8 protein-coding genes and 2 pseudogenes are annotated in these 12,027 nt (G+C 73.3%); 7 read left to right on the forward strand and 3 right to left on the reverse strand.

Going from position 1 to position 12,027, the window contains the following annotated elements:
• Nucleotides 1–127: 127 nt before the first annotated feature.
• The 4 genes from B7C62_27615 (at nucleotide 128) to B7C62_27630 (ending at nucleotide 6,510) form a co-directional block, all read left to right on the forward strand.
• A complete protein-coding gene (locus tag B7C62_27615) occupies nucleotides 128–2,650 on the forward strand; it encodes an ATP/GTP-binding protein (protein ID ARF75606.1) in 2,523 nt (840 codons plus the stop codon).
• Between the two features lie 160 nt (nucleotides 2,651–2,810).
• Nucleotides 2,811–4,385: a PucR family transcriptional regulator gene (locus B7C62_27620; protein ID ARF75607.1), complete on the forward strand. Its 1,575-nt coding sequence runs from the start codon at nucleotides 2,811–2,813 to the stop codon at nucleotides 4,383–4,385.
• Between the two features lie 176 nt (nucleotides 4,386–4,561).
• The gene (locus tag B7C62_27625; protein ID ARF75608.1) at nucleotides 4,562–6,007 is read left to right on the forward strand and encodes an aldehyde dehydrogenase; all 1,446 of its coding nucleotides are present in this window, start codon (nucleotides 4,562–4,564) and stop codon (nucleotides 6,005–6,007) included.
• A 191-nt stretch (nucleotides 6,008–6,198) separates the two neighbouring features.
• Nucleotides 6,199–6,510, forward strand: a complete 312-nt coding sequence (locus B7C62_27630) for a cation tolerance protein CutA (protein ID ARF77398.1) — start codon at nucleotides 6,199–6,201, stop codon at nucleotides 6,508–6,510.
• Nucleotides 6,511–6,684: 174 nt separating this feature from the next.
• Here B7C62_27630 and B7C62_27635 read toward each other — a convergent pair whose 3' ends face one another.
• Complete coding sequence (locus B7C62_27635; GenBank protein ARF75609.1) at nucleotides 6,685–7,296, reverse strand: hypothetical protein; 612 nt, start codon at nucleotides 7,294–7,296, stop codon at nucleotides 6,685–6,687.
• A gap of 95 nt (nucleotides 7,297–7,391) precedes the next feature.
• On the opposite strand from B7C62_27635, the pseudogene B7C62_27640 reads away from it, so the two are divergent.
• Nucleotides 7,392–8,195, forward strand: a pseudogene (locus B7C62_27640) (hypothetical protein).
• Nucleotides 8,196–8,288: 93 nt separating this feature from the next.
• Here the strand turns inward: B7C62_27640 and B7C62_27645 are convergent.
• Complete coding sequence (locus tag B7C62_27645) at nucleotides 8,289–8,663, reverse strand: hypothetical protein (GenBank protein ARF77399.1); 375 nt, start codon at nucleotides 8,661–8,663, stop codon at nucleotides 8,289–8,291.
• Nucleotides 8,664–8,826: 163 nt separating this feature from the next.
• The gene (locus tag B7C62_27650) at nucleotides 8,827–9,162 is read right to left on the reverse strand and encodes a hypothetical protein (GenBank protein ID ARF75610.1); all 336 of its coding nucleotides are present in this window, start codon (nucleotides 9,160–9,162) and stop codon (nucleotides 8,827–8,829) included.
• 104 nt (nucleotides 9,163–9,266) lie between these two features.
• On the opposite strand from B7C62_27650, the pseudogene B7C62_27655 reads away from it, so the two are divergent.
• A pseudogene (locus B7C62_27655) lies at nucleotides 9,267–9,880 on the forward strand (hypothetical protein).
• Nucleotides 9,881–9,954: 74 nt separating this feature from the next.
• Entirely contained in the window at nucleotides 9,955–11,910 is a 1,956-nt protein-coding gene (locus tag B7C62_27660) for an acyl-CoA dehydrogenase (protein ID ARF75611.1), read from the forward strand.
• Nucleotides 11,911–12,027: the final 117 nt, after the last annotated feature.

Here is a 12,027-nt window from a genome sequence, read left to right on the forward strand (position 1 = left end):
TGGTGCGATGCGGGCGCGGGGCGGTCCGGGACCGTCACGGTTCGGGCGGGTTGCTGAACTCCCCGTGCGCGCGCACTAGATTGACCGGGGCAGCGGACGGACCGGCAGGTCAAGGGGGCAGTGGTTCATGGACGACGAGGGCACGCGGGGCGCACGGGGCACGAACGCGGACAGGGTGCCCGGCCCGGCGGTGCCACCGCCCCCGGCGGAGGCACCCCGGGTACCGCCACCGGGGTCCGGCCACCGGCCGCCCGCCGACCCGTCGTCCGGGCACACGACCCCCGCCCACCGGCCGCCCGCCCCCACCTCCGCGTGGACCCACTCGCCCACGCCTCCCACACCCCCCGGGCCGCCCCCCGCGCGCCCCGCCGCCCCGCCGCCCCCCGTCGAGCAGCCCTCCGCCGGGGCCCCCGCCCTGGACGCCTGGCTGCGGACGCCCAGGCCGCCGCAGGCACCGGGGATCTGGCGGTACGGGTTCACCCCGCGCCCGCCCGAGCAGGGGGACGGGGTCTCCGACCGCTCGCTCCTCGTGGGCGCCCTCATCGCCCTCCTCTCCGCCCTCCTCCTCTGGTCCCTCTGGCGCAACGGCTACCTCCCCTACCGGCTCGTCCCGCTGAAGCTCTTCACCCCGGGCGAGTGGTGGAACCCGGGCACGCGCGGCGGCCCCCGCACCATCGAGGGCGTCCGTGCCCTCGCGGTGTACGAGGCGCTCCTCTTCGGGCTGCTGGTCTACGGCTGCGGCCGGCTCGGCAACTTCTCCGAGCTCTTCCGCCGCCATGTGGTGAGCCGGGGGCAGCCGTTCCTCGCCGTCGCCACGGCCGTCGCGGCGGGCCTGACGCTGCTGCTCGTCTGGAACGGGACCCTGCCGGTCGCCGCCCCGGTCCTCGTCCTGGTCGCCGCCGTCGGGGGCGGTGAGATCTACCAGAGCCAGGCCGTCGCCAACACCGTCTACGCGGTGATCGCCGCCGCCGTCCTGTACCCCTTCGCCCGCCTCGGCCGCTGGCGCGAGCTGATCGCCGCCCGCCGGGGAAGGGGGACCGGTACACCCGCCCCCGCCGACGACCCGGCCCCCGCCACCGCGACCTCCGCCGACCGGTGGCCCGAACTGCGCGCCGCCGGGTGGACCGACGCGGCCGAGACCCTCACCGCCGAGGTCCGCACCGGCCGGATGAACGACGTGGACGTGGCCCGGCTCCGGCACGCCTGGGCGCAGGCCACCCGCAGCCCCGACCGGCTCGCCCCCCTGGCCGAGGCCGTCCTCCGTACTGGGGGAGCCGCCGCCCCGCACCCCTCCGGCGACCGCGACCTGCCCCGCCGCACCGCCCGCCACGATGTGCTCACCGGCCAGGTCCGCATCGGCCGCTGCGCCGAGGACCCGCACAACCCCTACGCCCGCCGCACCACCGGCCTCGCCCTGGACCCCACCCTGCTGGGCACCTCGCTGCTGGCCGTCGGGCCCCCCGGCTCCGGCAAGTCCGACCGGCTGGTGCGCCCCGTCGTCGAGGCCCTCGGGCTGCGCGCCCTGGCCGGACAGGCGGCCGTCCTCGCCGTCGGCGGCGCGGGCGCGCCACTGGGCCCGGACGACGCCTTCGACGTCGTCGTACGCGTCGGCAACCCCGCCTCCGCCCACGACCTCGACCTCTACGGCGGCACCACCGACCCCGACGAGGCCGCCGCCGTCCTCGCGGAGGGGCTCGTCGGCGATGTCGGCAGCCTGGACAGCCGCCGCGCCGCCACCGTCCTCGCCCAGCTGCTGGGCCCCTACCGGGCGGCCCACGGCCACTTCCCCTCCGTACCGGAGCTGCGCGAACTCCTCGACGGCACCCCGGCCGCGCTCACCGCCCTGCGGACCGCCCTCGAAGCCACCGGGCAGCACGCGATGCTCCGCGAACTGGACGCCAGGGCCCGGCAGGCGGGCGGTGCGGGCGACCCCGCGCCGGTCCTCGCGGACCGGGTCGCGCTGCTGGACCGGCCCGCGTTCGCCGGGTTCTTCGCCACCGGCCCCGACGCCCGCCCCTTCGCGCTGCGCTCGCTCGGCCAGTACCCCCTGCGGGTCCGCGTCGACCTGCCGGAGCGCGGCCACGCCGAGGCGTCCCGGCTGCTCACCCGGCTGCTCCTGGCCCAGTTCACGGCCATCACCGCCGCCCGTACGGACACCACGCTCTTCGCGGGCCTGGTGCTGGACGACGCGACCCACGCGGTGACCGCCGAGACCGTACGCGGCATCCGCCGGCTGCGCTCGGTCAACGCGGGGGCCGTCCTCACCCTCCGTACCGTCGACGACGTGCCCGAGGCCCTGCACACCCCGTTGCTCGGCGCGGTCGGCTGCACGGCCGCCTTCTCCGGCATCACGACCTGGGACGGCAAGCGGTTCGCCGAGGCGTGGGGCAAGGAGTGGGTGGAGACCCGCGAGGTCGCCCAGCACACGGTCTTCGCCGACCAGCCCTTCACCCGCGCCCTGCACGCGCTGCGCAAGCTGGTCACGGGCAAGGCGGTGACCACGGACGCGGTGACCGTACGGCAGGTGGAGAAGGAGCGCTGGTCGGCCTCGGAACTGGCGTACGCGGTCCCCGCCGGGCACGCGGTGATCCGGCTGGCCACGGTGCAGGGCGAGCACGCTCCGCCGCTGCTGGTGGAGCTGGGCGGCTGAGAAACGCCCCCAGGGGGCTTGAGAGCGGTTACAGGAACTCTGCCGCCCTGGCAGAATCGGTGGAGGCCGTTCATACGGGACGGCGAAATACCCACGATCAATCCGGTCGGCGAACCCCCTCGTCGGCCGGGCGCCACCGACACCGAGGGTTCCCGGTCCCATGCCCCCCACGCTCGCCTCGCTCGTCCAGAACTCGGCGCTCAAGCTCACGGTGCGGGCGGGCGCGGACCGGCTCTCCACCCCCGTGCGCTGGGCCCACGCCAGCGAGCTCGCCGACCCCGTCCCGTACATGGACGGCGGCGAACTGCTCCTGGTGACCGCCACCAACCTGGACGCCGAGAACGCCGAGTCGATGCGCCGGTACGTGCGACGGCTGGCCGGAGCGGGCGTCGCGGGCGTCGGTTTCGCGGTCGGCGTGAACTACGACGACATCCCGGCCGCGCTCGTCGAGGCCGCCGAGGAAGCGGGCCTGCCGCTGCTCGAAGTCCCCCGCCGCACCCCGTTCCTCGCCATCAGCAAGGCCGTCTCCGCCGCCATCGCCGCCGACCAGTACCGCGCGGTGACCGCCGGTTTCGAGGCCCAGCGCGAGCTGACGAGGGCCGCGCTCTCCGGGGACGGCCCCGCCGGCCTCCTCGCCCGCCTCGCCGCCCACATCGACGGCTGGGCCGCGCTGTACGACACCTCCGGCGCGGTCCTCGCCGCAGCCCCCGACTGGGCGTCCCGCCGCGCCGCCCGCCTCACCCCCGACGTCGAACGCCTCCGGGACCGCCCGGCCCCGGCCAGCATCGTCGTCGCCGACAGCGAGGACCGGGTCGAGCTCCAGTCGCTGGGCACCGGCCGCCGGGCGCGGGGGGCGCTGGCCGTCGGTACGGGCGCCGCCCTCGGCACCGCCGAGCGGTACGCCGTCCACTCCGCCGTCGCCCTGCTCACCCTCACCACCGCCCGCTCCCGCTCCCTCCAGGGCGCCGAACAGCGCCTGGGTGCCGCCGTCCTGCGCATGCTGCTCGCGGGCCAGCCCGACCACGCCCGCGCGGTCGCCGGAGACCTGTACGGCGGACTCCTCGACGCCCCCTTCCGGCTGCTGATCGCGGAGACGGCCGCGCCCGCCGGTACCGACCCGCTCACCGAGACGATGGAGGCCGCGGCGGCCCGCTCCGGCGAGGCGCTGCTCCTGGTCCCGGAGGGCGAGCGCGTGGTGGTCCTGGCGGCCGACGGCGGCGCGGCGGTCGCCGCCTGCGCGGCCTACGCCGAGGCCCAGGAGGACCGCGCGCCGCGCGAGGGCGGCGCCGAGGACAGCGATGTGACCGTGGGCCTCTCCGCCCCCTGCGGCCCGATCGCCGTCTCCGCCGCGTACAAGCAGGCCGAACAGGCCCTCTCGGTCGCCCGCCGCCGGGGCAGGGCCCTGGTCGAGCACGAGGAGCTGGCGGCGGGCTCGGTCCTGCCGCTCCTCGCCGACGACGCCGTACGGGCCTTCGCCGACGGGATGCTCCGCGCCCTGCACGAGCACGACGCCAAGGGCCGCGGCGACCTCGTGGCCTCCCTGCGCGCCTGGCTCTCCCGCCACGGCCAGTGGGACGCGGCCGCCGCCGACCTGGGCGTGCACCGGCACACCCTGCGTTACCGGATGCGCCGGGTGGAGGAGATCCTCGGCCGCTCGCTGGACGACCCGGACGCGCGGATGGAGCTGTGGCTCGCGCTGAAGGCGACGGAGGCGGCAACGCCACCGGAGGAGTAGCCCCTTCTTCTGCCCCCCCCCTGCCAATCCGTAGCAGGGGAGGCCGCCCCCACTCCACCCCGGCTAAACGCGATCGAGGCCGCCCCGCCCTACCGTGGGACAACAGAGGGGAGCCTTCCCGGCCCCCACGACGTACATCACGACCTCCCCACGACCTCCGAAGGGCCGGAACCTCCATGACTTCGCCCCACGCCTTCTGGGTGGCCGGCCGCCGGGCCACCGGTGCCGACAGCTTCGACGTCACCAACCCGTACGACGGACGCCTCGTCGGCACGGTCAGCGTGCCGACCGACGACCAGGTGGAGGAGGCCGTCGCCGCCGCCCACGCCGTACGCGACGAGTTCGCCGCGACCCCGGCCCACGTACGGGCGGCGGCGCTCGACCACGTCGTACGGCGGCTGGGGGAGCGCACCGAGGAGATCGCGCGGCTGATCTCGGCGGAGAACGGCAAGCCGATCAAGTGGGCGCGCGGCGAGGTCGGCCGGGCGGTCTCGGTGTTCCGGTTCGCGGCCGAGGAGGCCCGCCGCTTCAACGGCGGCGAGGCACAGCGGCTGGACACCGACCTCGGCGGCACCGGCCGCCTCGGGCTGACCCGGCGCTTCCCGCGCGGGGCCGTCCTCGGCATCGCCCCCTTCAACTTCCCCCTCAACCTCAGCGCCCACAAGGTGGCCCCGGCCATCGCCGTAGGCGCCCCGATCATCCTCAAGCCCGCCCCGGCGACCCCGATCTCCTCCCTGATCCTCGGCGAGCTGCTGGCCGAGACCGACCTCCCGGCGGGCTCCTGGTCCGTCCTGACGGTCCCGAACGACAAGATGCCCGCCCTGGTCCAGGACGAGCGGCTGCCGGTCATCTCCTTCACCGGCTCGGGCCCGGTCGGCTACGCGATCATGGAGTCGGTGCCCCGCAAGCACTGCACCCTGGAGCTGGGCGGCAACGGCGCCGCGGTCGTCCTGTCCGACTACGCATCGGACGAGGACCTGGACTGGGCGGCCACCCGGATCGCCACCTTCTCCAACTACCAGGGCGGCCAGTCCTGCATCTCGGTGCAGCGCGTGATCGCGGACGCCTCGGTCTACGATCGCCTCGTCCCGAAGATCGTCGCCGCCGTCGAGGCCCTGGCCACCGGCGACCCGGCCGACCCCACCACGGACGTCGGCCCCCTGGTCAGCGAGGACGCGGCCAAGCGCGTCGAGTCCTGGGTCGACGAGGCCGTCCAGGGCGGCGCCGAACTCCTCACCGGCGGCAAGCGCGACGGCGCCACCTACGCCCCCACGGTCCTCGCGGGCCTCCCGGACGACGTCACGCTCTCCTGCGAAGAGGTCTTCGGCCCGGTCATGTCCCTCCAGAAGGTCGACGGCGAGGCGGAGGCGTTCGCCGCCGTCAACTCCTCCAAGTACGGCCTCCAGGCAGGCGTGTTCACCCACGACCTCCAGACCGCTTTCCGTGCCCACCGCGCCCTGGAGGTCGGCGGCGTGATCATCGGCGACGTCCCCTCGTACCGCGCCGACCAGATGCCGTACGGCGGCGCCAAGCAGTCCGGCGTCGGCCGCGAGGGCGTCCGCTACGCGATGGACGACTACACCTACGAGCGCGTCCTGGTCCTCACGGGCCTCGCCCTGTAACCCTCCCGGACGACCCCGCCCCCGCCTGGACAGCGAGCACGGGCGGGGCGCGAGACGAACGGCCGGAGCCCACTGTGCGGGGGCTCCGGCCGTTTCTGTCCGTGCGGGGACCGAGGCGCCCCTCCTTGAGCGGCCGAATCCGCCGGACTGGTGGGGCGTGCTCTCGTAGGCTCCGGGCCATGACTGATTGCGTGCAGGTATCCACGGCCACAGCGACGAGGGACGAAGCGGTCACCCTGGCGGGCGGGGCCGTTCAGCAGCGGCTGGCGGCAGGCGCCCAGATCGCGGGGCCCGTCGTCAGCGTCTACTGGCACCTGGGGGAGTACGGCACGGGGGAGGAGTGGCAGCTCCTGCTCAAGACGACGAAGGAGCGGTACGTCGAGCTGGAGACCTACCTCCTGGAGCAGCACCCCTGGGACAACCCGGAGGTGTGCGCGGTGCCGGTCGTTGAGGGTGCCGACCGGTACCTCGACTGGATTCGGGAGTCCGTGAGCCGCGCCTAGGCTGCTGCGCGTTCCAGGAGTTCAGGGCACCATTCGCTGTATCAGCGCGCTGAAAACCGCTGGTTGCGGCATCGGGCTGCCCGTGTTGTACCGGTTGCCGTTCCAGCCCGAGCTGATCGTCAACGACTCCCCCCCCGCGGCATTGATGACGAGTGGGCACTCACGTGCCCACGGTCAGGCGTGGGCCACTTGCCAGCTCCGGGCCCGCTCGTCGAGCTGAACGGCAGCCCCGACTCCGCGGCGCTCGAAGACGGCGAGTCGGCGGCGGATACCGGCGACCTGCTTGACGGCGCGGTCGGAGTAGACCCCTTCGAAACCGCCGATGGCCTTTTCCCAAGTGCGGCAGGCCATTTCCAGGTGGCCTTGAGCGGCCTGCTCCCTGCCCTGCGCGGCGAGCGACAGGGCGGTGATGCGGGACAGGCTTCCGCCGTTGGTGCTGCCGTAGCTGCGCGCGGCGGCAGCGTACTGCTTCTCGGCGTTGGAATGATCGCGAAGGACCCGGAAGATCTTCGCCGCATGGGTGTCGACGGCGGCGCGTGGCGTGCCGGACAAGGTGAGCCAGTACGGCATCTCGTCGCCCTCCCCCCGGACCGCCAGATCCTGCGCACGGCGAACCTCGGCGACGGCTTCTGCACCCTGACCGGCGTGCGCGAGGGCACGGGCGCGGCAGATGACGAGCATCGACAGTATCCCCGGCCCGGCGTGGCCCTTGGCGACGTCGAGGGCGGTGTCGGCAAGGTCGAGGGTGTGGTCCGGCTGGGAGATGTCCAGCCCGTTGTGGGCCATGATCCGGAGAATCCACGCCTGGTGGAGGGGGTTGTCGGCCTCACGGGCCAGACCGAGTGCCTGGAGGTAGTAGCGCTGGGCCAAGCCGTGCTCGCCGGCTCGTACTCTCCGGGGCCGATGTGCTGGCCCTTGCCCTGGCCGCCGCACGCCTGGCCCGTGAGGTGATCCGAGGTCAGCTCCTGCGAGACGGGTGGGCTGTTCTCCACTCCTCCGCCGTGGTCCGGCCCGACGACGGGGCCACCCTCCTCACGTTCGGCGACAAGGGGGCCGGGAAGACCACGACCGCGCTGCTCCTGGCCTCGTCCGGGTGGCAGCTCCTCGCCAACGACAGGGTGCTGGTCCGGCCTACCGGCGAACGGGACGTGGAGGTGGTGCCCTGGCCGTCCGCCGCCGCGCTCGGCCTCGGCCTGGTCCGGGCGCTCGGGTGGGACACCCCTGCGCGGGACCACCTGCGGGAGGGCGGCACCTTCCATCCGACCCAGCACGACACGGTGACGACAGCGCTCCTCGCAGGTGACTGCACGCCCCTGTGGGAGAGCGGGAGCCGTGAGCGGAAGGTCCAGGTGTTCCCGGACCAGTTCCCCGATCTGTTCGGTGTGCCGCTGGCCACCGGCGGCCGGGCCGCCGGGCTCCTTTTCCCCCGGGGCGACGCCGATACGGCTCCGGATGTCATCGACGGTACGCGGACCCTGAGGGAGGCCGATTTCATGTCCGGGGCCACGGAGGACCGCTACCCGGACGTCTTCGAGCTGGCCCAGGGGGTGGACGGAGGGGGACGCCGGAGCGCCCGGGAGGAGGTCGCGGCCCGCCTCTCCGCGCTGCCTCACCGCGCGGTCCGTCTGAGCCACGACGTCCCTGCGAGCGTTGCCGTGCTCCGGAAAGTCGCAGAGGCGCTCTGACGCCCGGGTGCTCGATGTGCCGGAGGTCGGGCACATCCGCCGAGTACGGGAAGAGGCAGGGGGACCGCCGCGGCCCCGGCCGCCTGGTTGCGGTCATGAGCTGGCGTGCTGGTCCTCCGCCCCGGACGCAGTCGGCTCCGTGTCGGGCGGCCGGTGACAGCCGGCGTCGTGCAGCTTGCTCAACGCCGCGTGATCATTGGACACCAGCACCTGGGCCAACCGGGCTGCCGCGGCGACCACCGCGGACCAGCCCGGTGCGTCCAGATAGACCTCGTCGCGGGCAGAGGCGCCGACCGATTCCTGTACCGCGCTGTATGCGGCACCAAGAGCTGCCATCAGCTCGACCTCCTCCATGGTGCGAAGGCACTGCCCCAGCCAAGGCAACGGATGGTCCGCATCGCAGAAGTCGTCGAAGAGCACATGCACGGTGTAGTTGAGGTCCTCGAACCGATCCGGATCGAGCCACACTTCTCGCTGCCATGTCGGGCTGGCCAGCGCTACGACGGCAGGCACGACATGGAGGCGGTAGCGGGGCAGGGTGACACCGTGATCCAACACGCGCCAAGAGTACGCACCTCACGATCGCTGGGCAGGTTCCGGCCGAGGGAGCTTGCCCGCACCGCGTTCGAGGTCAGCCGCGTACCAGGGAGAGGGCACCACCCGCCAGGAACACGAGCCCGACGGCAGAGAGGCACCCGCCCCAGATCCGTACGGAGCGCGGGTAGCGTGGGGCGTGTTCGAAGAAGTGCAGTTCGGGGTGGTCGATGCGCCGCCGCGCGTAATGCCGCAGGATGGCGCGGTCGCCCTGGTTGGGGTTCCAGGAGGCGTTCGCGAACATCCTGGCGGCGCCCCGGTAGTCCGTTGCCAGCGCGAGTCCCGCCAGAACCATCGCGGCGCCCATCAGCAGGGGTGTCAGGGGCATGCGCGCCTCCAGGGTGGGGTGGGGTGTGGTGGGGGCACCGTACACAGCACGCCCGGTTCGTGCGATGTCCGCGCGAAACGGCGGGCGTTGCCCTTCCCGGGGCTGCGTATTGCCGTGCGGAGAGCGGGAGCAGGTCTCGGACTGCGGCCATGGATGAAACCGACGCTCATGGGTCCGTCGTGCCTGCGGGGCAGGCGAGTCAGTTGCTGGGGTATGCACCCGGTGCCCGGTTGCTGATCATCAACTGCGACGACTTCGGGATGTGCCCGGAGATCAACGCTGCGGTGATCGAGTCGGTCGAGGAGGGCATCGCCAGTTCGTGCAGCCTGATGGTCCCGTGTCCCGGTGCGGCACAGGCCATGAGAATGCCCGGTCGGCGACCGCACGTTCCGTTCGGGTCCACCTCACTCCGGTGTGCGAGATGCCGGGCCTCCGGTGGGGGCCGGTGAGCCCGAGAGAGCGGGTGCGGTCACTGCTGAACAGCGAGGGCGAGCTGTTCGCACCGACCTCCGCGGGCCGGGCGGCCCTGGAGTACGGACTCGCTGTCAGGGTCTGGCTCGAACCCGGGCGCCGGGCGATACGGGAACGGGGGCTGCCGGTCATCGACCCGGTGACCGACCGGGCCGCGCCTGTTCCCGATGACCGACCGGGCCGCGCCTGGACTGGATCACCGGCTGAACCACCACCCCACCCCAGCGGCCCGTGCGCCAGGGCTGGTGCAGGTGCCGAGCAGCGGGTACACGGGTTACATACGGACCAGTAAGCAGCTCGGCTCCTACGCAGTCCGCGCGTCCGAGGGTCCGTCCGTCCTGGTGACGCCCAGCGAGGTGAGGCCCCATGTCCGCACCGCACAACACCCCCCAGGTCCCCAAGGCACCCAAGGTCACCGAGCGTGAGGCGCGCAAGGTCGCCGAGGCGGCCCGGGAGCAGGACTGGCGCAAGCCCAGCTTCGCCAAGGAGCTGTTCCTGGGGCGGTTCCGGCTCGACCTGATCCACCCGCACCCCCTGCCGCCGCCCGACGACATCCGGCGCGGTGAGGAGTTCCTGGCGCGGCTGCGGGCCTTCTGCGAGGCGCACATCGACAGTGCGCGGATCGAGCGCGAGGCCAGGATTCCCGATGAGGTGGTCTCCGGGCTCAAGGAGCTCGGGGCGCTCGGGATGAAGATCGAGACGAAGTACGGCGGTCTCGGGCTCACCCAGGTGTACTACAACAAGGCGCTCGCCCTGGTCGGCTCCGCGAGCCCCGCCATCGGGGCGCTGCTCTCGGCGCATCAGTCGATCGGCGTACCGCAGCCCCTGAAGATTTTCGGCACCCAGGAGCAGAAGGACGCCTTCCTGCCCCGGCTCGCCACCACCGACATCTCCGCGTTCCTGCTCACCGAGCCCGACGTGGGCTCCGACCCCGCCCGCCTCGCCACCACCGCCGTGCCTGACGGGAACGACTATCTGCTGGACGGGGTGAAGCTCTGGACCACCAATGGGGTTGTCGCCGATCTGCTCGTGGTGATGGCCCGGGTGCCCGCCTCCGAGGGGCATCCCGGCGGCATCACCGCCTTCGTCGTCGACGGCGACGCTCCCGGCGTCACCGTCGAGCACCGCAACGCCTTCATGGGGCTCCGCGGCATCGAGAACGGCGTCACCCGCTTCCACCAGGTCCGGGTCCCCGCCGCGAACCGGATCGGGCCCGAGGGCGCCGGGCTGAAGATCGCCCTGACCACCCTCAACACCGGGCGCCTGTCGCTGCCCGCCATGTGCGTCGGCGCCGGGAAGTGGTGCCTGAAGATCGCGCGTGAATGGTCCGCCGTACGGGAGCAGTGGGGGCGGCCCGTCGCGAAGCACGAGGCGGTCGGCGCGAAGATCTCGTTCATCGCCGCCACCACCTTCGCCCTGGAGGCGATCGTGGACCTCTCTTCGCAGATGGCCGACGAGGACCGCAACGACATCCGTATCGAGGCCGCCCTCGCCAAGCTGTACGGCTCCGAGATGGGCTGGCTCATCGCCGACGAGCTCGTCCAGATCCGTGGCGGGCGCGGCTTCGAGACCGCCGAGTCGCTCGCCGCCCGGGGCGAGCGGGCCGTCCCCGCCGAACAGATGCTCCGCGACATGCGCATCAACCGGATCTTCGAGGGCTCCACCGAGATCATGCACCTGCTGATCGCCCGTGAAGCCGTCGACGCCCACCTCAAGGTCGCCGGTGACATCATCGACCCCGACAAGCCGCTCGGTGCGAAGGCCAAGGCCGGGGCCAACGCCGCCGGGTTCTACGCCCGTTGGCTGCCCCAGCTCGTCACCGGGGCCGGGCAGCTGCCGCGTACGTACGGGGAATTCCATCCCGCCGGGCACCGCGACCTCTCCGGGCATCTCCGGTACGTCGAGCGCTCCTCCCGCAAGCTCGCCCGCTCCACCTTCTACGCCATGTCCCGCTGGCAGGGGCGGATGGAGACCAAACAGGGGTTCCTCGGCCGGATCGTCGACATCGGCGCCGAACTCTTCGCCATGAGCGCCGCCTGCGTCCGCGCCGAGCACCTGCGCGGTGCGGGGGAGCACGGCCGGGAGGCGTACCAGCTCGCGGACGCCTTCTGTCAGCAGTCCCGGGTCCGGGTGGAGGAGCTGTTCACGCGCCTCTGGTCCAACACCGACGACCTGGACCGGCGCGTGGTGGAAGGGGTGCTGTCCGGTACGTACGCCTGGCTGGAGGAGGGCGTCATCGACCCCAGCGGCGACGGCCCCTGGATCGCGGACGCCGACCCCGGCCCCTCCGCCCGCGACAACCAGCACCGGCCCGTGCGCTGAGTCCCACCACGTACAGGGGGCGCGCCCGTACGCCGGTGCGCGCCCCCTCTGCACCCAATCCGCGCCCCACCGGGACGCGCTGTCCACGCACACAGCCGGAGCGGCAACAATGGAGGC

This window comes from Kitasatospora albolonga (assembly GCA_002082585.1).
GTDB lineage: Bacteria > Actinomycetota > Actinomycetes > Streptomycetales > Streptomycetaceae > Streptomyces > Streptomyces stephensoniae.

Bases quoted from the DNA above. Each gene is read 5' to 3' on its own strand.
- B7C62_27620 (ARF75607.1), top strand. From the start codon at position 2,811: ATGCCCCCCACGCTCGCCTCGCTCGTCCAGAACTCGGCGCTCAAGCTC.
- B7C62_27660 (ARF75611.1), top strand. From the start codon at position 9,955: ATGTCCGCACCGCACAACACCCCCCAGGTCCCCAAGGCACCCAAGGTC.
- B7C62_27635 (ARF75609.1), bottom strand. From the start codon at position 7,296: ATGGCCCACAACGGGCTGGACATCTCCCAGCCGGACCACACCCTCGAC.
- B7C62_27615 (ARF75606.1), top strand. From the start codon at position 128: ATGGACGACGAGGGCACGCGGGGCGCACGGGGCACGAACGCGGACAGG.
- B7C62_27625 (ARF75608.1), top strand. From the start codon at position 4,562: ATGACTTCGCCCCACGCCTTCTGGGTGGCCGGCCGCCGGGCCACCGGT.